Source organism: Actinoplanes sp. SE50/110 (assembly GCF_900119315.1).
GTDB lineage: Bacteria > Actinomycetota > Actinomycetes > Mycobacteriales > Micromonosporaceae > Actinoplanes.
In genome coordinates this window covers 6443919-6467055 of record NZ_LT827010.1, presented here as the reverse complement: position 1 = coordinate 6467055, position 23137 = coordinate 6443919, and the positions used below count along the sequence as shown (strand labels likewise).

Annotated in this window: 9 protein-coding genes; 5 read left to right on the top strand and 4 right to left on the bottom strand. The window is 69.5% G+C overall.

Annotated elements, in window-relative coordinates; translation table 11 throughout:
• Positions 1-21: 21 nt before the first annotated feature.
• Positions 22-1239, bottom strand: a complete 1218-nt coding sequence (locus tag ACSP50_RS29190; protein WP_014692888.1) for a hypothetical protein — start codon at positions 1237-1239, stop codon at positions 22-24.
• Between the two features lie 122 nt (positions 1240-1361).
• Entirely contained in the window at positions 1362-1652 is a 291-nt protein-coding gene (locus ACSP50_RS29185) for a hypothetical protein (protein WP_014692887.1), read from the bottom strand.
• Positions 1653-2047: 395 nt separating this feature from the next.
• Here ACSP50_RS29185 and ACSP50_RS44300 point away from each other — a divergent pair, with 395 nt between their 5' ends.
• The 5 genes from ACSP50_RS44300 (at position 2048) to ACSP50_RS45200 (ending at position 21375) form a co-directional block, all read left to right on the top strand.
• A complete protein-coding gene (locus ACSP50_RS44300) occupies positions 2048-2956 on the top strand; it encodes a hypothetical protein (RefSeq protein WP_231956742.1) in 909 nt (302 codons plus the stop codon).
• 111 nt (positions 2957-3067) lie between these two features.
• The gene (locus ACSP50_RS29175) at positions 3068-19267 is read left to right on the top strand and encodes an AAA family ATPase (protein ID WP_014692885.1); all 16200 of its coding nucleotides are present in this window, start codon (positions 3068-3070) and stop codon (positions 19265-19267) included.
• Between the two features lie 53 nt (positions 19268-19320).
• Positions 19321-20046, top strand: a complete 726-nt coding sequence (locus tag ACSP50_RS29170; RefSeq protein ID WP_014692884.1) for a hypothetical protein — start codon at positions 19321-19323, stop codon at positions 20044-20046.
• A gap of 62 nt (positions 20047-20108) precedes the next feature.
• Complete coding sequence (locus tag ACSP50_RS29165) at positions 20109-20561, top strand: hypothetical protein (protein WP_155123662.1); 453 nt, start codon at positions 20109-20111, stop codon at positions 20559-20561.
• 304 nt (positions 20562-20865) lie between these two features.
• On the top strand, positions 20866-21375 hold the full coding sequence (locus ACSP50_RS45200; protein ID WP_080128059.1) for an RICIN domain-containing protein: 510 nt from the start codon (positions 20866-20868) through the stop codon (positions 21373-21375).
• 395 nt (positions 21376-21770) lie between these two features.
• Here the strand turns inward: ACSP50_RS45200 and ACSP50_RS29155 are convergent, their stop codons facing one another.
• Complete coding sequence (locus ACSP50_RS29155) at positions 21771-22445, bottom strand: hypothetical protein (protein ID WP_014692882.1); 675 nt, start codon at positions 22443-22445, stop codon at positions 21771-21773.
• A 210-nt stretch (positions 22446-22655) separates the two neighbouring features.
• Positions 22656-23132 carry a GNAT family N-acetyltransferase gene (locus ACSP50_RS29150; protein ID WP_014692881.1) on the bottom strand — a complete coding sequence of 159 codons (477 nt, stop codon included), beginning with the start codon at positions 23130-23132 and terminating at the stop codon, positions 22656-22658.
• Between the last annotated feature and the right edge of the window lie 5 nt (positions 23133-23137).

The following is a 23137-nucleotide window of genomic DNA, read 5'->3' as shown; positions in this document are numbered from 1 at the left end:
ACGTGCGCACCGGTTCGGCGGTCACCGGTCACCGCCCGGGCTGGTGGCCGACTGCGCGGTGTTGCCGACGGACCGGGCCGCGGCCCCGGCCGCCTGCACCGCCATCGCCCCCGCCGCGACCGTCGCACCGGCGGGACCTGCCGCAGCGGCCGGCGCAACCGTAGTCGCCGCCGTCCGCGCCCCCGCAGTCCCGGCCGCCCCCGCCGCCCCGGCCGCCGGCCCGGCGGACATGGGCATCGGGCTCGGCGCGGGCGCGGCACCGCTCGGCGCGGGTTTGCCCGGGCCGTTGCTGTCCAGGTAGCGGGCGTGTTCGGCGGCGCTACCACCGCCCAGGCTGCGCATCGACGCCGCGGCGTGCAACGCGGACGCGCCGCCGGAGGCCGCGGTGGCCAGGCCGCCGCCACCGCTGGACATCTGCCCGGTGAAGTGGGTAAAGAACTTCATCAGCGCAGGCATCGCGACGATGCTGACGATCAGCATGGCCAGGCCGGTGAACCTGTCCCGGCCCGAGTCGCTCTGCAGCAGCTTCGCGTCCGCAGCGAAGATCAGCACGACGGCAGGCTTGTAGGCGATCAACGCCGCCGACCAGCTGAGGTTGCGGTTCAACCAGCCGCTGGTGATCCCGGTGGTCTTCCCGGCCGCGGCGAACTGGGTCGTCCCGGCCAACAGGATCACCCCGGCGGTGCGGAAAGTCATCATGACGACCAGCGCGATCAGGAACAGAATCATGATCACGGAAATGAAGAAGCCGGCCATGCCCGTCACCTCAGGTGAATCGGCAACCATCGAGGTCAGCAGGTGCTGCAGCTTCTCGTTCGGTGCCCCGTCGCCGGGAATGCTTTCGTCGATCACCCAGACGCAGAATCCGTCGCTGGCCTTGAGCAGCAGATGCGCGACGGCCAAGCTCAGGCCGCCCCACAGCACGGTGCTGATCAGCCCGCGGCCGGCCTGCAGCAGCGGTTCGCCCTTACGGGTCACCACCATCATGATTGCCTGCCAGATCAGGCCAATAGTGAGCGTCAGCCCGGTCAGCGGCAGCATCAGATGCTGGATGCTCTGGGCGGCCGATGCGGTGCTGTTGCAGTTCTGCGCCCAGTTCGGATCCCAGCTGGCCGGATCGGCGCCGTTGGTGGGGCAGATATTCGCGGAGGTGGTCAGGATCCAGGCGGCCAGCGACCCGGCGAGATAGGCCAGGCCCTTAGCGGCCTCACCCATCAAGTAGTCGAGCACGAAATCCATAACGATGAGTCCCTTGACAAGGGATGCACGGTGGCCGGCGTCCTGCCTGCACCAATCACGGCGCAGGCGCGCGGCGCCATCCGCGGCATCCGAAGGTGGCGGCCGAGGGCCGGGACGAGCGCCTACAGGAAGGCGCCGACGATGACGGCGGACATGCCGCCGAGCATCAGCCCGCCGATGACCCACGGAATGCCGGCGGCGCCGTCAGAGGCCATCGCGGACCGGTTACGCCGGCCGACGGTCATCATGATCCCGCAGGCCACCAGGCCACCGACCCCGCAAAGGATCAGGATCCACTTCATGTAGCCGACGATCTGCGGTCCGAGGGTCTCCAGGCCGGGGACCGGCTTCACCGGGGTGTCCGGGACATTGCCGGCGGCCAGGACGTGGTCGAGCACCAACTGAGCGTTCACTTTCAACTCCTGCAAGCGGTCGTGCCGTCCCCGAGCGGGACGAGCACCGACCACATTCGGCAGGGGGTGTTGTCGCTGGTATCGCCGCTGCCGCTACCGCCGCTACGGTCGCGCTACCAGCCGCCGGCAGCAGCGGTAACGCTGCTACCCGGCTGCGAGCGTGCCCTCATGACCGTGATCATGTGCCGCACCGGGTCGGCATTGCCGTCGACTGCTGCCGGCTGTTCCGCCCCGTCGGGATCCCTGATTCCCGGCCCGCTCGCAAGGTCGGCAGGCCCGCGATGAGCAGCCGATCCTCAATGTGGGTTGCCGCCGCCGGAGCCGCCCTGCTGCTGGCCCCGTGCATGCTGCTCGGCATTGGGATAGCTGGCGTCGCCGCTACCGGCGCCTCCTGCATGGTGAGTCTGCCAACCGGAGCCAGCTCGTCCACCACCGCGACCGCGAGCACTGCGTGGGACAACGAGCAGGTAGGCAACGCGAGCACGATCGTGGCCGTCGGCAGCCGGCTGCGGATACCCCGCTACGGCTGGGTGATCGCGGTCGCCACCGCCATGCAGGAATCGAGCCTGCGCAACCTCGGCGACCTCGGCGCCCACAACGACCACGACTCGCTCGGGCTGTTCCAGCAACGCCCGAGCCAGGGCTGGGGAACCCCCGCGCAGATCATGCAGCCGGAGTACGCGGCCACCCAGTTCTACCAGCACCTGCTGCGGGTCGACGGCTGGCAGACGATGACCCTGACCCGCGCCGCGCAGGCGGTGCAGCGCAGCGCCTACCCGGACGCGTACGCCAAATGGCAGCCCGACGCCGAACGGCTCGTCACCACGGTCACCGGCAGCAGCGGCGCCGGGTTCGGCTGCGCCGCCGCCGGCGGCACCGCCGATGCAGTGTTCCGCAATCCCGACGGCTCCTATCCGCCGGAACCCTGCAGCATCCGGCCCGATCCGACCACCGGCCGCGGCTGCCTGACGCCCCGCACCCTGCACCTGGTCCAACAGACCCGCGCTGCCGGCTTCCCGGCACCCAGCTGCTGGGATCAGCGCAGCGAAGGCGAGCACCCGCTCGGTCGGGCCTGTGACTTCATGATGACCTCCGGCGGTGAAGCCACCGGAGCCGAGAAAGCCCGGGGCGACGCGATGGCGGCCTGGGCCGTCGCCAACGCCGACCGGCTCGGTCTCAAATACGTGATCTGGTTCCGGCGGATCTGGACCCGGCGGACCGGCAGCTGGCAGCCCTACCAGACGATCGCCGGCAACGATCCCAGCGGCTGGCACACCAACCACGTGCATATCTCCGTCGAATGAACCGTCGCATTTCATCAGATGACGGATCCGTGCTGTCCACCGCTGCCTACGGACGCCCGCAGCAACCCCCGACTCCGGCGTGAACGCCCTTAGCCGTCAGGAGAGAACGCCGTGACCGACCCTGCGCCGCGGACCGTCGAGCAGATACAGCTCAACGACTACATCACCACGACCGACACCAGCGGCGACCGTGCCCGGCCGATCGCCGGATACGTCGCCGAGCGCACCGGCAGCGCCCTCACCTTGTCGGCCTACCCCGACGGCGAGGGCCTCACCAGGACGGTGACTGTGCAGCCCGACACCGTGGTGACGGTCGGCGTCGGCCTGGCGGTCGAGGACGTCCTCGTATGGAAAGACCCAGTCACCGGCGCGCCGGTGACCGACCCGAGCCTCGACGCGCTCGCCGCGGGCACGGTCCTCCGCGACCGGGAACGCGCGCACCGGATCCGGGAGCGGATCGCCGAGGTCAACGCCGCCGCCACCGTCCTGGCCGACGGCGTGTCCCGGCTCGCCTTACTGTCCCCGGTTGCCCAAGCCGAGCTGCGCGTCGCCGTCGAGGCCCACGGCCCTACCTACCGGCGCAACCCGATGCTGCAGCCCGGCTCGGGGAGCATCGACTACGCCGCGATCGGCCGCTACGTCACCGAGGGCCACCTGCGCGACCTGGACGCCCGGTACGGATTCCGGCTGGTCTGGGAAGCGGTCGAGGAATACGCCCGGCAAGCCCAGGACCGCGAGCAGATCCTGACCCGCACCCCGCAGCAGATCGCAACGCACGCCGAGCAGCGGACCCGGCAGTGCGCCGAGCACGCCGCCGCCGCGGGAACGGCGATGACGGCCGGTGACTACGCCGCCGCCTACTACCGGATTGACCAGGGCCAGCAGATCTATCCCGGATACCAGCACGGGGCAGGGAGATACACCTGGAACGAGCTACGCGGCAAAGTGGCCGCCCGCGAACTGGCCGCCGTGCAGACCAGCACCCCCGCCAACCCCGACCAGCACGCCGAGCCGACGCCGGCGGACACACCGCGGCCCACGATCCCAGGGCTTGACTGCGGCGGTCACGATGAGCCGGCAACTGAAGCCCCGACGGCCAACCCCGCCCCCGAACTACCCGCTATCGGCATCCCGCAGCCGGCAGCCACCCCGGGCGGGGAGGTCCATGCGTCGCAGGCCGCCGCCGAGCCGGACGCCACGAGCCCGGCACCAGTGATCGACGGCAGCACGCAGCATGCTGCGGCCGAGGCGGACCCGCCCATGCCGGCGCCGGTGGCGACCAGCGGGGTACTCGCCGAGTTCGATGCCGTGCAGCAGGCCCGGATCCGGGTCGCGGTGGAAGACAACGCCGGGCGATACGCCGGCACGCCAGGAATCGGCCGAAGCCCGGGTGCGGTCGCCCGGTACATCGGCGAATCCGCCGGCCTTGCCGACATCGGGGCCGGTGACCGGTGGAAACGCGTCGCCGCCGCGGCCCGCGAAATCCTGGAACGCCGGCCCGAGCTGATGGACCTGGACACCGACGACAAGCGGACAGCGGCCGCCCGCGATCGCACCGGCGCCGTGACCCGCATCCTCGCCGCCATCGACGCGGCCTACGCCGCCGGCGACTTCACGCGCACGCTCGCCCTGCTCGAGCGCGGCGAGCTACTCGACCCGACCCACCGGCCGAACGGCAACAACACCTGGGAACGCCTGCGACAGTTCGTCGCCAAGCGACAACGCGCGGCGTCCCCGCCTGCCGTACCGGGCATCGGCCAGCCGGAGCCCAGCCCCGTCGCGGCCGGATCCGCGGCTCCGGCCGCGGTAGCCGGCCACCTTGACCCGGCGCCGCCGGGTACCGCCAAGCAGGCAGCAGACCTCCAAGGCCGACCTGCCCAGCGTGATCAGGCGCCCACGGTAGACGCCACCCCACCGCAGCAGTACACCGCCGCGGCGCCAACCCTAGGATCCGCCGAGCAGCCCTCTGACCTGACCACACCCCCGGCGAAGGCCCCCGTATCGGATCCCCACCAGCCGATGGCCACCACCGCCGCCGGCAGCCCGGAACAGCTGGTACCAGCCGTCGACCCGCACAACATCGAAGACACGGCGGCCGCACGACGCCAGCAGATCCAGGCCGTCGCCGTCAACCGCGGCCCAGCCCTCGACAAACTGCTCGCCGAGATCGGGAACCCGCGGCTGGCGCAGCCAGTGGTGGAGGACGACGCCCGCCGATACGCGCTCGGCTATCCGGCCGTCCGCAAAGGCCGCGGCGACTACTCCTGGGCCTGCCCGATCCCCGACTGCGACACCGTCCGCGGCGACCTGCCGAGCATGCGGGCCACACGGTCGATGTGGCTGGCCCATGCCGAAGCAGCACACCCCATGTATAGCCCGAGCTGGGACGAGCATTCCTGGCCGGTCACCGACCTGCGGCAGGACGGCCGCACCACCCCAGCCCCGATGCCACGTATAGACGACCCGGCATTCGGCGTCGACCGGGCACGCCGGAGTAACCCGTCAGCCTTGGACCTTGAGACCGGCGAACCGTCGATACCCAGCAGCTTCGTCGACCTGAGCCCCGACCAAATCGCCGCACTGGAACGCGCCGGCGACGTGCTGGGCATGGTGTACGGGATCGTCGTGCACCGTGACGCCGGCCGAGCGATGGTGACCGGCCCGTTCATCAACGCCGACGCCGCCTGGTCCTGGTGGCACGTGCCCACCAACAGGGCCGTCCGTCACCACAACCCAACAGTGATGTTCACCCTGCTCGCCCGAGCTGAGCAGGAACAGCACCCGTTGTACCTGCAGGCGGAAGCCGACGAGATCATGGCCACCGCCGGGCCGGGCAGCGACCGTCGTCAGGTGACCTGGGCCATCGGCGTCAGCGAAGCCACGTATGCCGACACCATCGTGAGCGCATGGGCCGCCACATACCCCGGCTTCCAGCCGAATCCCAACGACGGAGGCACCCTTCGCCCGCGAGGCACCAATAGGGTCCGCTGGGCACACCTCACCCCCGAGGGGTTCCGGCTCACCGCAGACGAGACCGGCAAGCAGGAACTATTCACCGCCACCTGGCCAGAAATCCGCGCCCACATCGCCCGGGACCGGCTGCCCCACACCACGGTCCAACGGCTGGAGGACGCCTACGCACAGCAGCAGGCCACCCACACCACCTACGACGATCCGCACCAGCACGACCCTGAACATCAAGCGCTGGAGGAAGCCGCCAGCCGCGAAAACGAGGCCGCTGCCGCAGCCGCATGGGCCACCGTTCGCCCATCCGACACCACCGACCGGAGACGAGTCCTGCCGCCGGCCGCCCCGGCCCGGTCTGCGCGCGAGGTGGCAGCTCAACCCCGCCAGGTAGCCCCGGGACTGGCGGTCGACGCCCCTCCCGCCGACTACCCGGCGGCGATCAACCGCCTGCAAACTGTCCCGAATACCGAGCAGCTCGGCCGCGCGCCTATCGACGAGGTTGCCACCAGCGCCTACGTGCAGGTGACCGGCCTGCTACCCGACGGACGCACCACGACGTTGGCCGGCTACCTCGTTGACGTGCAACACCACTACGACGGCTGGGCGGGCTGGGTACCCGGTAGGCACGCGCTGGTCACCCTCGCTGACCGTCCGAGCGCCCTGACAGGCGTAGAGATCGCCGTCGCCCCCGATGAACAGGCAACTGTGCTGTCCGCGCCGGCGGGCATGCCCGGAGGGACCTATCCGTGGCAGCTGCCCAGCCCGCTGGACCGGGTTATCGCCGCGCTCGCCCTGCAGGGCCGCACGCTGCAACCGGTGACGACGACTTCCGGGCCGGGCTGGCTCCTGCCCGACGTCGACCATCCGTTCACGGGCGACAACGCAGCCGCGACCATGCTGCGACACCTGACCTCCTCGTGGGGGCAACGGCACGCCGTGCCCGTCCTGCGGCAAGAACTCATTGACGCCGCGGTGGCCGAGAACCGGTGGACCGGTCCCGACCCGGCTGGCCCCACCCCGCTGCAACTCACCCCCTCCGGCGCGCACGGCACCGTTACCGGCCTGGTCGACGGCGAACACCACACCGTCACCGGCACCCTGCAATGGATCAAGCCGGACAGTCCCGACCGCACCGGGCTGACCACCACCGTCACCGCGCAGATGCGCATCGACGACCAGCAGGCCGCGGCGCTCGGCATCGATGGTCCGTCGCGGGTCATCGCCGTGCACGTGCCAGCGAGCGACGCAACATTCACCATCGAGCGCCGGCCGGGCCCGGTCAGCACACCACAGCAGACCTCCGGTGCTGTCACCAATCACAGCCCGGACGGCCAGCAAGACCTATTTGCCATGCTGTGGGGCGGACAACCGCAGCAATCATCCGACGAGAGGGCAGGGCGTGAACCAATACGGTCGACAGATCGAGCAGCACTGGCAGAAGTACCTGCCGATCCAGTACGCACAGCTCAGCGCCCCGGAGACCTTCTTCGCCGAGCAAGGAGAGAGCGCGGCGGCACAGATTCAGAACTTGACGGATTCGCTGGCCGGGCAGGATCCGCCGGGGGAGAGCTTCATGGCCAAGCTGGGCCGGATCAACATGGCACGGACGAACGCCGAGGACGCGGTGATGCGGGACATGCTGCCGCCGCAGGAGACCACCACGACCTGACCGGCCCGGCCGCCGGCGGGCAACCGCCGCGGTTCCGGCCGGGCGGCCAGCACGACCTGGCGCCGAGCGGCGAGCTCGCCCGGATCCGGGCGAACCTGGCCGCGCTGCGCACCCTGCGCGCCGTCCAAGCAGAGCAGCGGCCCGCAACCAGCGACGAACAGGCGATCCTGGCTCGCTGGTCCGGCTGGGGCGCGATCCCGGCCGCCCTGGACGACCAGAAGCCCCAGTACGCGTGGGTGCGCCAGGAGCTCGCGCAGCTGCTCGACGAGCGTGAGATGGCCGCGGCGAAGCGCACCGTCATCAACGCCCACTACACCGACGCAGCACTGGTGCAGGTCATCTGGGACGCGGTGACCGACCTGGGCTTCGCTGGCGGGCAGGTCCTCGAACCGGGCTGCGGATCCGGCAACTTTCTGGCCTTCGCCCCGGACGCGGCGACGCTGACCGGGGTCGAACTGGACCCGAGCACCGCGGCGATCGCCGCCGCCCTGTATCCGCACGCCACAATCCTGGCCGAGTCGTTCGCCGACACCCGGGTGGCCACCGGCGGTGTCGACCTGACCATCGGCAACGTGCCATTCGGCGCCGTCCGCCTGCACGACAAACGCGACAACGGCGGCAACCACAGCATTCACAACCACTTCATCCTCAAGAGCCTGCGCGCCACCCGGCCCGGCGGTCTGGTCGCCGTCATCACCTCCGCCTACACCCTGGACGCGCTCAACCCGGCCGCCCGCCGCGAGATCCAGGCCATGGGCGACCTGGTGGGTGCGGTGCGGCTTCCCAGCCGCGCCCACGCGAAAGCTGCCGGCACCGACGCCCTCACGGACGTGCTGATCTTCCGGCGGCGCGGCGACCACGAACCGGCAGCCCCGTTCACCTGGGAGTACACCCGCCAGGTCGACGTCGACGACGTCACCCTGCCGGTCAACAACTACTTCGTCGAGCAGCCACAGCGGGTTCTGGGCCGGCTCGCGGCCAAGGACGGCCTCTACCGCGGCGACGAACTGACGGTGACCGGCGACCCCGCAGCCGCCCCCGACCAGCTGCGTGACGCGCTCGCCGCGATCGCTGCTGAGGCGCAAACCCTCGGGCTGACGATGAGCACCCGGCACGAGCCCGCTCCCGCGCCGCCCGCGGCGGCACTGCCGCGCAGCGTGCATCGCCCGGACGGATTCCTGCGCGCCAACGACGACGGCACCTTCAGCCGGCTCGACGACGGCCAGTGGGAGTCCTACACCGTCCCCAAGGCCCACGCCGCTGAACTACGCGCGCTGCTGCAACTGCGCGACACCGCCGTCGCGCTGCTGGAAGCAGAAGCGGCCAGCCTCGACAACTCCGCCGACATCGACCAGCTGCGCACCGAGCTGGATCGCCGCTACCACGCGTACACCGGCCGGTACGAGGCGATCAACCGGTTCACCGACGTGCCGGCGCTGCGCAAGGACAAAGCCACCGACAAGATGGTCCCGGCCGTCGACGAAGAGACCGGCGAGCCGATCATGCGCCGCCAGCGGCCGCCCGCCGTGAGCCGGTTCCGCGCCGACCCGTTCGCGCCGGTCGTGCTCGCCCTGGAAATCTTCGACGCCGAGACGCAGACCGCAACCAAGGCCGACATCTTCACCCAGCGCGTCGTCGCCCGCCGCGCGCCGCGGCTGGGCGCCGACACCCCGGCCGAAGCGCTGGCGATCTGCCTCGACGAGCACGGCGAGGTCCGCCTCGACGTCATCGGCTGGCTGCTCGGCGTCACCCCGGAGCAGGCCCGCACCGCGCTTGGCACCCTGGTCTTCGACGACCCGGCTGCTCGACGCCTGGAACTGGCCGCCGCGTACCTGTCCGGCGACGTGAAGACCAAACTCGCGATCGCCGCGGCCGCGGCCGACGAGGACCCGATCTACCTGGTCAACGTCACCGCGCTGACCGAGGCCGTTCCCCGCGATCTGAGCCCGGATGAGATCACCATCAAGATGGACGCGCCGTGGATCGGCGCCTCCTACATCCAGCAGTTCCTCACCGAGATCCTCGACGACCCCACCGTCAAAGTCGAATACGGCGGCGGGGTCATGTGGTCGGTCACCTCGAGCCGCACCGACACGGTGGCTGCCCGCTCAACCTGGGGCACCGAGCGCCGGCCGGCCACCGAGATCGCCCAGAACATCCTGGAACAACGCGACATCGTCATCAAGGACACCATCAAGCGCGACGGCGACAAACGGCAGGTCGTCAACCTCGACGCAACCATGGAGGCGATCGACAAAGCCGTCGAGATCCGCGAACGCTTCGCCGACTGGGTGTGGGAGGATCCGGAGCGCGCCGCGACGCTGGTCGCCAGATACAACGACCTGTTCCGCCGGTACGTGCCGCGGGACTACTCGGGCACCGAGATGTCGCTGCCCGGCCTGGCGACCGCGTTCCTGCCGGACCCGCACCAGAAGACCGCGGTCGCCCGGATCCTCCACGAACCGGGCGTCGGGCTCTACCACAGTGTCGGCGCCGGCAAGACCGCCAGCATGATCATGGGCGCGATGGAGCTGCGCCGGCTCGGCATGGCCCGCAAACCGGCGATCATCGTCCCTAATCAGCTGATCGACCAGTGGGTCCGCGAGTTCGTCCGGCTCTACCCCCAGGCCAAGATCCTGGCCGCGGGCGCTGAGGAACTGACAGGCACCACCGCCGACAAGACCGCCGACATCCGCCGGCGCACCGTGGCACGCATGGCGACCGGCGACTGGGACGCGGTCATCCTCACCGAGACGGCGTTCGAGATGCTGCCAATGAGCATCGAAGCCGAACACGCCTACCTCGAAAACGAGCTTGCCGCGCTCAAGGAACGCGTTGCCGAGGCGAAAGCCCACGGCAACGAGACCATCCTCAAACGGCTTGAGACGAAACTCGCCAACCGCGAAGAACGTCTCAAGAATCGGCTCGACAATGCCAAGGACGCCGGCGTCTGGTGGGAACTGACCGGCATCGACTACCTGTTCCGCGACGAGAGCCACCGCGACAAGAACCTGCGCACCGTCTCCAACGTGCCGGGCATGACGATCCCCGGCTCGCAGCGCGCCACCCAGATGGACATGAAACTGGCCTGGCTGCGCGACCGGCAGCCGCGCTGGGGTACCCGGGCCACCGGCACGCCGATCGCCAACTCGATCGTTGAGCTCTACACCGAATTCCGCTACCTGCGCCCCGACCTGATGGCCGCACTGGGTGTCACCGACATCGACAGTTTCCTGGCCACCTTCGCCGAAGGCGAAGCCATCATCGAGGTAACCCCGGACGGCGGAGGCCTGCGCAACAAGATCCGGCACAAGTTCGTCAACCTCGACGAGCTGATCACCTCCACCCGGGTCTTCGCCGACGTCAAGACCAAGGACCAGCTCGACCTGGAACGGCCCGCGCTGGCCGAACGCGCCGACGGCCAGCGCACCCCCGAGATGGTCATCGTGGAGCCCAGCGCCGAGCTGCTCGACAAGGTCGCCGAGCTGGTCCAGCGCGCCGCCGACCTGAAAGGCCGCGGCCGGCCGGAAAAAGGCGAAGACAACATCCTCAAGATCGTCGGGGAGGGTGCGGCGGCTGCCCTCGACCTGGCCCTGGTCGGCCTGGACACCGACGAACCGCAGAAACTCGACGTCGCCGCCGACCACATCGCGCAGATCTACCACGACAACGCCGACCGGGTCTACGGCGGCCCGGACGGCCAGCCGCACCCGGTCCCGGGTGCCCTGCAGATGGTGTTCTGCGACCTGGGCACCCCCAGCGGCAAGCCCGGCAAGTTCAACGCCTACGCCAAACTGCGCCGCCTGCTCGCCGACCAGGGCGTGCCGATCGACAAGGTCCGCTTCATCCACGACGCGACCAACGACCGGGAACGCGCCGAACTGTTCGCCGCCTGCCGTGACGGGCGCGTCGCCGTGCTAATCGGCTCGACCGAGAAGATGGGCACCGGCGTCAACGTCCAGCAACGGCTCCTGGCCCTGCACCACCTGGACTGCCCGTGGCGGCCCTGCGACCTCGAGCAGCGCGAAGGCCGCATCGACCGGCGCGGCAACCAGAACCCCGAGATCCGGATCCTGCGGTACTCCGTGGAACGATCCCTGGACGCGTTCCGCTGGCAGAAGGTCGCCTACAAAGCACGTCTGGCCGACCAGGTGCTGCTCGGCCAGGCCGGCCGCGAAGCCGACGACATCGGCGACACCACCCTGTCGTACGAGGAGATGAAGGCCGCCACCACCGGCAACCCGCTGCTGATCGAGCACGCTGAAGCGCAACGCGACTTCGGCCGCCTCGAACGGCTGCAGCGCGGCTACCACCGCAACCGCTCACAGCTGGAATGGACCGTCCGCAGCAACCGGCAGACGATCACCATCAACGAGCAACTGGTCGCCGAGGCCACCGCCGCGATCAGCCGGCGACAGCCCGCCACCGGGGATCAGTTCTCGATGACGGTCCGCGGCCGCCGCCACGGCAAGCGCCGCGACGCCAACGACCACCTCAAAGGCGTGCTCGGCCTCGCGGTCAATGACCCGGCTTACCGCGATACCGACACCACCATCGGCGAGTACGGCGGACTCAGCCTGACCGCCCGCACCGCCGAGGTCTGGGTCAAGACCGGCAACAGCGTCGACCGAGGCATAGAGGTCGTGCTCTCCCTCGCCGACGTCCCGCAATCCGAGGTGTCGCTGCTACCCACCGACCTTGCGAAAGCGGACCTGGTGACCCGGCTGGAGAACCGGCTTACCAACCTCGACACCCTCATCACCAAGACCACCACCGATACCGAGCGCTGCCACCAGCAGATCGAACGCGCCGAACAAGAACTCACCAAACCGTTCCGGCACGCTGACGCTCACGCCGAGGCCCGCCACCGATTCCACACCCTCGACGCCCAAGTCCGGGCGCTGGCCGCCGCAAGCGACCAGGAAACCGGCGTGGGCGAACCCGAAAGCCCCACCACCGTCTCGACGCCCGAGCCCGCAGAAGCAGCACCCGAACCGCATGCTGCCCGGCCTGCAGCCATCCCCGCCCGCAACGCCCCGTCCGCCGGTCCCGGGCCAGCGACACCGGCAGCCACCAGCGCGCCCACGCCCGACTCGCTGCCGGCCACGCACGACAGCGACACCCCGCCAGACCTGCTGGAGATCCTGGCTGCACTTCCCGTCAACCAGGAGCAATGGCTGATCCGAAGTGTCACCCGGCTCGCCGGCGATGACCAGATCCGCGCACTCGCCCACGCCAACTCATACGACCGTATCGCCAACATCCTGCACGAGCGACTCGACGAGATGGTCGCCGCCGGCGCCGTTGACGACGATCCGTCTCTAGCCGACGGCATGTCCTTGCTGACCAGATACTTCGACGACGACACGCTGCGCGGTCCGTTCCTCGCGGCCGCCGGCCCCCACCTCTACGCCCAGGGCCGCGCCGCGGCACCCACCGATCCCACGCTGTCCGACCCGGCACCATCGACGTCGGCCGGGGCACAACCTGGAGGAGTCGTCGGCGCCGCAGCACGCCTAGACCAGCTACTGACCGCACGCGAGATCACCCAGCGTCAGCGTCAATGGTTGATCAGCCAGGTCGAAGCACTGGCGCGGGAACCGCGGACAGTCGCAGCAGTCCATGCCAACGACTACGACAACTTCCACCTCGCGGTGAAGGAACCGATTGCCGACCTCCTCTCGCTCGTCGCCGGCGACGAGCTCAGCGACGACGGATTCGACCTCCACAGTAAGCTCACCGGCCGCCCCGGACCGCTGGCCGACGCGTTCATCAGCACCGTCAGCGAATACCTGTACGAAGCCGCTGGATCCGCTGACATGCTGACAGCGCCGAGCACTGACCCTGCACCGGCGCCGGGCCTAGGCCGGGGCCAGCAGAAGCCAGCGTCAACCACCGCGAAGGTCGACGGCGAGGTGCTGGCACAGGCCGAACAGTATGGTCGCGAGGCGTACGCGCATGCGGATACCGCCGCACCCGCTGCCGACCCGCGCACGCTGGCCCTGGTGGCGGACTGGCCGGTTGGTGCCGGCGCCGACCAGGTATTCGCCGCGTTCAGCCGCGGCTACGCTGCGGCCGCCGACCAGGCCGCCGCAGCAGTTTTGGGTGACGGCGGACCTGTTGTGGAAGCGGTCGCGGGCCCGGCCGTGTCCGAGTCGACTATGTCGCTTGCCGCGCCGTCGGTCTCCACCGACGCTCCCGCATCGGGTGACGACGAGCAGTTGCTGCGTCCACCGGCAGCGCGGACACCGCAGGTGTGGGAGTTCACCAGCACCGGCGTGGCCTACGACGCTGTCAACAGCTCAGACGACATCGTCTCCGGCGACATCCTGCACGTACCACACGAACACATCGTTGCGATCGCCTCTGCGGCGTGGCCTGTCGCGGTCACCGCCGAGCCCGGCGCCTTCCACCCCGCAGACCTTGCTGGCCTTGCCGCAATCGGGTACGCCGACAGCATCCGGCTCGCCCAGAACCTGGCCACCGCCCACGGATATGCCCTCGACGGCGAGCCAGCACAACACGCCGAAGCCGCGACCTCCGACGCTGCCTCGACCGCGGTGGGCGCCGGGGGGCTCGAGGACAGCCCGCAAGCCGGCAACCCGCAGGCGGCCGAACCTGATCCGGACCGCGTTTCCGCACCGGCCGAACCGGTTGGCCCCAATCCGGCGTCTCCAGCCGGGGGAGTGCTCCCGGACGGGGCGGAACCGATCGACGAAGTTTCTGGCTATCACGAGCACGACCTGAACGGGCAGATCACCATCTACGGGCCGGACCACAGTGTGGTCGCCACCGCGGACCCCGGTGCTCGCATCGGCCTGGTCGGCGGCGTGCGGATCCCCGCAGACCGGGCCGGACGGTACCGATTCGGGGTCCTGGCCGCACGTCAGCACCGCGCTCAGCAACTGCCGCGGGACAGCCAGGACCGAGTGTGGATTCAGCTCGTTCCCGACCGCACGGCGAAGGCCGGCTACATCGTCGAGGTGCACGGGACCGTCCAAGGTGATGCCGCCGATGACCGCGCCGTGCGTGACCGGGCCGCCTTGAACTGGTCCGGCAAGAAGAAGGCTCGGGTCACCAGCCGTACCTGGAACCCCGCGACGGTGCGCAACAAACTGTATGAACTGCTGACCGAATTCACCCGGCAGAACCGCAACGTCGTCGTGCGCGACAGCGACCCACGGCCCAGCACGCCCCTTTCGGAACCAGCTCAGAACCCCACCGAGCAGCGCATCGAGCGGGACACGGCGACCGCAGCAGAGCCCGCGATGGGCCCAGCCGCTGAAGCCGAACCCGCAGCCGGAACCGACCATGAGCCCGGCCTAAGGCCGCCGTCCGACGGTCAGCAACACACGACGGGATCCGGCGGGCCCGACCGGGCACCGGATGCGCCTGAAGCGTTGCCCACGGCCTCCAACATCGCTGGTCAGCCCGCCGGGAACCAAACTCCAGGTCAAGCTGGCCACGAGCTTGAGGGCCGTGCTGCTCTGCCCATGCCGACCCCGGATACGACCGCGCCTCCCTCAGCCGCTGCCGTACCCACCGCGGCCGACACCATGCCCCTACCCGCCGGCGATCAGACGCTGTTGACGCCTGCAGCACCTGCTGCCGACCAATCCACCGCCACCGAACCCCCGCCGGGAGCTGGGCCCGGGACGCCTGTCGCAGCGGCGACACCACCACCTGCGGGCGACACCGAACGCGACGCCGACACGGCGGCGGCCGGGCCGGACGTCGACCGGTCGAAGCCGCAGCCGCCCCAGACCGCACCACCGATCCCGGCGGCCGCCGGCGACCCGAACCTTCACACGGAGGCGACGACGATGCCAGAGCCCCGCGCTGCGGGCACCCACGCGTGGGACCACATCACGGTGATTACCGACGATGGTTTTGCCCGCGTCACCGGAACGACCGGCAGCCCCGCCGAAGCACCCCTACGTGATTTTCTGAAAGACCCCGCGAACTTTCCGGGCCGGCTGCGTTTCACCCTGCGGCGCGACAAGAGCGAGTGGGTGCTGCGCGGCACCACCGCCCAGGCTAGCGAGGCCGCCCGCACCGTACGGCGCTGGCTGGCTGATCCCCTGACGAGGCTGAGCGGCACCACCACCAAGGCTGATCTGCGCGCTACCCCGGCCCCGCCCGCGCCAAAGACACCAAAGATCACTCTCAGCGAGCAGCAACAGGCGATCCGGCAGGCGTACCTGGACGGCAAGAACATCGCCGTGCAAGCGCTCGCCGGCACCGGCAAAACGTCGACGCTGGTCGCGCTTGCCGAGGCAACACCCGGCAAGAGGATCGCCTACTTCGCGTTCAACCGGGCGATCGCCGACGAGGCGAAGGCCAAGTTCAATCCCACGGTGCAGGCCGAGACCAGCCACTACTTCGCCCGGACCGGGCTACGCACCCACGCGATCGCACCGAAGCTCACCCGGGTCGTCGATGGCGACGGCTGGCCGAGCGAGTGGGCAACGCCACTGCAGATCAAGGACCTGATCCTGCACGACAGCGAGCACTCCGAACTGGTGAGCAAGGAGCGGATCGCCGGCGCGGTGATGGCCACGATCAACGCGTTCCGGCAGAGCGCTGACCCGGAGCTGTCCACCGCACACCTGCCCGAGCACCTTGCCCACGGCAACAAACGGCTGCGCGACGTCGTATTCCGGCATGCCGTCCGTGCCTGGGTCGACAAGACGAGCGTCACGGGCACGCTGCCGTTCTGCCACGACGACTACCGCAAGATCTGGGCCCTGACTAACCCGATCCTCACCTACGACGTGATCTTCTTCGACGAGGCACAGGACATGCAGCCGGTCATGGAGAAGGTCATCCTCGACCGGCAGAACGCCGGGAAACAGGTGGTCATCGTCGGTGACTCCCAGCAGTCGATCTACGGATTCACCGGGGCCAGCGACGCGATCAGCCGATGGCCAGCCGACGTAGTGCTTCCCCTGACCCAGTCCTGGCGCTTCGGCGCCGCAGTCGCCGAAGTCGGCAACCGGCTCCTGACCAGCCTCGAATCACGGTGGCAGCTGCAGGGCAACCCGAACCTCAACAGCTCCATCGGGCCCGTTCCCTACCCGGACGCCGTCTTGGCCCGCACCAACGCCGGCGCCGTCGCCGCCGTCTTCGACGCCCTCGACCAGCAGCGCAAGGTGGCACTGGTCGGCGGCAGCAAAGTCATCGAGAACATTGCCAAGGCCGCACTCAAACTCCAGGCCGGCCGCCGCACCAGCCACCCCGACCTGGCCGGGTTCACCACCTGGTCCGACGTGGTCGACGCCGTCGAGAACCAGGAGAACGGCGTCCACCCACTGCGGGCGTTCGTGCGCCTGGTCGAATCCCGCGGCGCCCAGAAGCTACTCGACATGGCCCGCGACCTGGTGCCGGACACGGCGACCACCCCAGACGGCAAACCCGCCTACGACGTGATCGTGTGCACCGCCCACAAGGCCAAAGGCCTGGAATGGGACTTCGTCCGGATCGCCTCCGACTTCCCCCAACCGGAACTGGATGAAGCCACCGGCGAGACCCGGCTCCCGGGGGCAGAAGACCAGCGCCTGGCCTACGTGGCACTGACCCGAGGCCGCACCCGCACCCAACTCGGCTCCCTGGACTACGTGACCAGTTCCGCGCTGGACAGACCAGCGACCAGCCACGCCGCCATCGCCGGCCCCCAGCAGCAAGCTCTCAAGCCCGGACCGGATCTGGCCGACACGTCCACCCGGGTCGAACCACGTGCTGCCGAGCCGCTACCGCCGGTCGCCGTAGCCGCCGGCGAGCCGGAGCAGCCGGATACCGACGCCGCCAGTGCCACCGCCGAGCCTGCTATCACGGGCAATCCCGATGTCACAGCGCAGTTGGTTCCCGCCGACATGCCTGCCACCGACCCGGTCGCCGCAGCCGCGGGGGAGCGGCAGCCGACGCTATTCGAGACCGTCATGCCGCCAGCGGCGACCACGTCGAACACCGCAGCCCAGCAGCCGCCACCGCACCCGGCAGCAGCGGCGACACCGGACGCCGACCAGGCTGCCCTGACCACCGCCGACCAGCTCCCACAGAATGCCGAGGAGACCATGACCGCCGACATCCCGGACGCCGAGCACCCGAGGGCCACCCCACCAGCGGCGGCAACCGACCCGGATCCGGTCCACCCGGCTGCTCCCGACGACGGCGCACCGATCACCCCGCCCGTCAGCCAGCCGGAGCCGGAGGAGTCGCCGACCCTCTCAGGGCCCGCCACGGCGCCGAGCGCCGATGCCCCGATCATCGCGGCCCCGGCCCCGGATGCTGACAGCACGGCCGGACCGCAGCCGACCTCGGCGGGCACCACCGGGCCGGACGTGTGGCAGCAGGCCCGCACGATCCTGGCCGGGCACGAGCAGGAGCCGGAGGCCCGGCTTGCGTGGGCGCTGGCGGCCACCGCAGTCCAGTCCGGCCTCGCCGCCGGCACCTGGTCGATGACGCCCGACGCAACCGTCGGAGTGACGGGCGTCGTCAACGGCCACGTCAACGACCAGCTGCGGGTGCGGGCGGACACCGGCGCAGCCCGCCTCGAGCGCCACGACGGCACCATCGTGTACGCCGCTGACTGGCAGCGGATGATGCGGATCCTCACCCCGCAGCAAACGAGCAGGCTGGCCGCGGTGAGTACCGCCGCCGCTGATGCCAAGCAGCGCCTGTCCGGCTTCGTCACCCGGTCCCGGCAGAAACTCACCGAGCAGCGGCAGAAGCTCGTAACCCGGTGGGAGAACCTGCGCGACAAGGCCCTGGCGACCGCCGCAGACATCTGGGCGCACGTCAGAAACGTCCGGCCCGCGATGCAGAGCACAATCAACCGGCTGGCGCGGACCGTGCTCGCCGCCACCGAACCGCCCCCTGCCGCGGCCCGAGACCAGCAGAAGGCGGAGCAGGCTGGCCCCGACCCGGTCGGCACTGCGCAGCCCTCTACATCCGCGAACCGCAGCGACGACAAGGCGGCAGACGACAAGGCGGCATCAGCGCCGAGCCCGGAAGCCGCCATCGCGGCGCCTGCCACCCACGCCGAAGACCAGGTTGACGCGAACACTCCGGCGGTGATGCAGCCGGCCGACCTCACCCACATCCGCCTCGTGGTCATCGACACGGCCGCCGAGTACTTCGCCGGATCACAGGGCCACGGCATCGCCGGCACCGCCGTGCACCTCGCCCAAACCGCACTGCAGGCCGAAACCGCCCGGTTCGGCCTGGCCCCGGTGGTCCAAGCCGCCGCGGACGTCATGGCCGACGACCGCAGCATCCTGACCCGCACCCCCGAACAGCGGCAGACGGCACGGGCGCAGCGCACCGCCCAGTCCGAGATGTTCGCCGACTTGATCCGTTCCCTGGCCGCCGCCGGTGACAACGAGGCAGCGCTGCGGCTGATCGACGACGCCGCACGCCACGACCCGCGCCACCGCACCACCTGGGCCCAGGAACCCAACCTCAGCTGGAGCGAGGTCAGCGACCGTGTCCGCAGCACCCGCCCGGCCGGCACGGCGTTCGTCCCGATGCCCCGCGCAGCGTCGGCGGGACGCCCGGCGCCAGCCGGCGCCGGGCAGGCCTTCACCGCCGCCGGAACCCGGAGCACCCCGGCACCGGCGATCCGCCGCCCGGTCCCGCCGCAGCCGGCCAGCACCGGCCACCGCCCCCACCGCTGAACGATCCGAACTCCGGCTCTGCCCACCCCACCACCCGTTTTAAGGAGACCGTCATGACCAGCACCCTCGCCGAGGTCCGCATGAGCGACGCGGTCCGCCGCCTGCTCGGCCCGGACCTGACCGCGCGCGTTGCCGCCACCCCGCTGGCCGGCGGCCGCTGCCAGGACTGCCACCTGCCGTTGCCGCAGCACAGCGTCGTCAACGTCGTGGTCTTCCAGGACCAGGACAGCTGCGTGGTCGGCTGCCTGCACCCGGACTGCGGCACCTCCCAGATCAGGCTGCTGCCCGCCGGAGCGCTCGCTCGCACCGGCCCGGCCTCGGTGCCGATGCGGCTGGTCGCCGGGGTGATGCCGCACGGCGGCCGGCCGCTGCCGGTGCTCACCCTCCAACCGATCATGCAGGTTGTGGATGTCGCCCGGCCGGTGGCCGTCGATGCGTTCCTCGACGTCCTGGTGCAGGCCGGGATGACCACCGAGCTCGACTTTCTCCGGGCGCCTGAGCCGCTGCTGGGCTGGCCGGTGGCGATCAGCCAGGCCAGTGCCGGCCAGGCAGCCATCCAAATCCGGATGCCCGGCGGCGCGCTGCTGGTCGACGGGGTCACCGCGGTGTCACCGGCGTGGCGCGACGCCGCCAGCCGGTACGGGTGGTGCGTGCTGTACGCCGGCCGGAACCTCGGGGACATTCCGGCCGGGCAGCCGCACAACGGGTCGCTTCCCCAGGCCGGGCTGGTGGCTGGGGCCCGGCTGCGACTGTTCGGCGCCAGCCGCAACCTCGGATGAGCCCCCATCACCACCCTGCGACGCCACCAGAGCTCGCCGTGCCGGCCCGCAACGACATCCGGGTGGCGGCCCTGCTGACCTCTCAAGCCGGTCGGCAGGTACCGACTGTGGCCATCGAACACCAGCCGCCGACCACCACCGCACCCACCAGCCGCAGCCAGCACGGCAGCACACTGCTATCCACCCTCGTCGCCTACGGCATGACCACCGAGGTGAACCTCCATCAGACGGCCCGGCCACTGCTGAACTGGCCGGTCAGCATCGGGCCGTCCGGCCCGATGCGCGCTCGCATCCGGATCGTTCTGCCCGGAAACCTAGCGCCGATCGACGGTGTAACCGCCTACACCCCACTCTGGCGAACGGCGGCTACCCGCACGGGGTGGCTGCTGCTCTACGCCGGATACCAACTGTGGGACCCCACCGAGGCCGCACCTACCTCGGCATCGATCGCCGCTGCCTGGCGGGCCGGAACGCTAGCGGCCGCCAGGCTGCAGATTCGCCGACCTCGATGCTGACCACTCAATGCCTGCCTTGCCCGTCACCATCAGTAAGCGCGAGGAGGACGGTGGCATCATCTGCCAGTTCGCTCTTCTGCCGAGAAGAGTGCACTGCATGAGTAAGGCGTGGCCTTTTCGATGTGATCGAGCGCCGCATTCTAGTGGAGTTCTCGACGGAACCACGTCACGCGAAGGAATATCAGTCTTACTAGTGAGTAGCGGATCACAAGCGGCAAAGTAGCCGATGGCCCAAGACGCCATTCGGATGACGGGACGCCAGACGTTCTTCGTCTAGTTGAGATCTCCCGTAGGCTCGCGCCCGATGTCCAATATCAAGCTTCGGAGATCAACGATGAAATTGTTCTCATCTGCAGTTGCCGTCGTGACGGTTCTGGCCTCGACAGTCACGCTTTCGCCGACGGCCGCGTCGGCGGCAACCTCTACCCGGCTTGCGAATGTGGGTAGTGGAGAGGCTCAGTGTATGGATGTCGGCTCATATGCCGTCGGCACCAAACTGATCCTGTTTCCATGCGGAAGCCAAGTCAGCCAGCGCTGGAGCGGCTTCAATGCCCAAGACGGAAAGGTGGTCAGCGCCGGAAGCGGAGGTGCACAGTGCTTGGACGTCTCTTCCTATGCGAAGTTTACGCCGGTAATCTTGGCGCCGTGTGGCTCGGTTGCCAGTCAACAGTGGAACATTGGCCCTAACCGGCAAATTCGTAGTACTGGAAGTGGAAACATTCAGTGCATGGACGTTACATCTTATGCTTCGAGTAGTCCGGTGCAACTCTACCCTTGCTCCGCTACGCGGAGTCAACGTTGGGCCTTCAGCTGATACGTCTGAGGCGACGTGCGGTCGGCCCAGCAGTCTGACCCAAACGGCCGACGCGGGCCGGACTGCTGAGCCAGTCCGGCAAACCTTTATAGTCTCGCGCCGCTATCTGATGGCGTGAATTGTAACGCGCTTTCGCATTATCACGAGAGGTCAACAGACGGCATCGAGGGATCCGACGCGGCCAAGTATGTCCCGAACGGCTGGCTTCTGCTGACGTACTGTCATGCCGCGAGTCGCGCGTCACGACCGTCGCCACCCGCCATTCGCGGTGATGGGTGCTTCGGGGCACGGCCGACGCCCGCTTTTGCCGAAATCCGTATAATGGATCGCGTGCGCCTACCTCGGTGGGCCGTCGGCCGGGCCCGTGTTGCCAGACCCCCACCCCAGCCAAGTCATTACCGGCGGAAAACCTGCTCGGACACGCGGAACGTGGTGCCGCACTGGGTGCAGGTGGCACGGCCGAACAGGTATGTAAGGGCAGCGGCGACGGATTGCTGCCCGGCCGCCAGGCTCATCAGATGCAACCGTTGACCGACGCCGGTCAACTCGGCCGGTTCGGCTGGCAGCAACGGCGTCTGCTCGACGTCCGGCTTTGTCGCGTAGTCCTCGTGGGTGGCGAAGCAGCCGTCTTTCCCGAACGCCACAAACAGCGACGTTGTGCACTGCGGGCACTCGACTTCGACCTCATCGTTCCCGATCCGATCGAGCTCCGCGCCCCAGACTTCATCGCCCTCCAGCGCCAGCACCGCCTGCAGACGATAGACGAACGAGCCCGGATCGATCGGTGTGACAAGCCAGTCGTCCGCCAGCCGGTGCATGGTCGCGAACGCTTCGGCATACCGCGGCCAGTTAGCCTCATCAAGATCCGCGGCAATCCTGCCCGCAAGCATCAGAACGTTATCGCGGTCCGCCGGTGCGTACCGGCCTGCGAGATCGGCCAGACGCGGAATGAGAAAGGCTTCGTCCGCATCCAAGAATCTCTCCTGCCCCGCCTTCTCGTGCAACGAGTCCCAAGCATCCGCGTACGGATCGGCCGCAGCAGCCGCCAGCAACCCCTCGACCTCTATCACGGCATGAATCCAACCATGACGCGGGATCGTGCCGGCGGCGCTCGAGGCGAAGATCCAACCCCGTGGCGGAACGACATGATTGGTGCGCTCATCTGCCGCTGATAAGGCACGTTTGGTCCGGTCGCCGCCGTACCGTCAGCAACGCAATAGGTGCTCCGTCGGAGTGCCTGGGCCGGGTCGGAGGTACCGACAAGCTCAGGTCGGCTCCAGTTAGGGCAGGGACTTGGTCATCCGGATGCCCGGGATCAGGCCGTGCTGTTCCCAGCTGGTGACGGTGTATCCCGCGCTGCGGTACAAGTCGATGGCGGGATGCTGGTCGGGGCCGGTCAGGAGCACGGCCCGGCGGTAGCCGAGTCTGACGGCGTGATCCTCCAGTGCGTGCAGCATGCTGCGACCGTAGCCACGCCCTTGCACGGGAGCCGCGACCCGCATCCGGGTGATCTCGCAGGAGTCGCGGTCGACCTCCTGCAGCGCCCCCATCGCGACTACGCGGCCGTCGGCTTCCCCCACTAGCAGGATGGCCCGGCCCCGGAGGTATGTCGCCGCCGGGTCGTCGAGGTCACCGGCGTACACGTCGGCGTCAGCAGGTACCCCGGCGGCGGCCAGGCCGGCCCGGTTGAGTTCGTGGACCACCAGGAGGTCGGCCGGCTGGTAGACACGGATCCGCAGCGGCGGCACGTCGGTCATGGGGG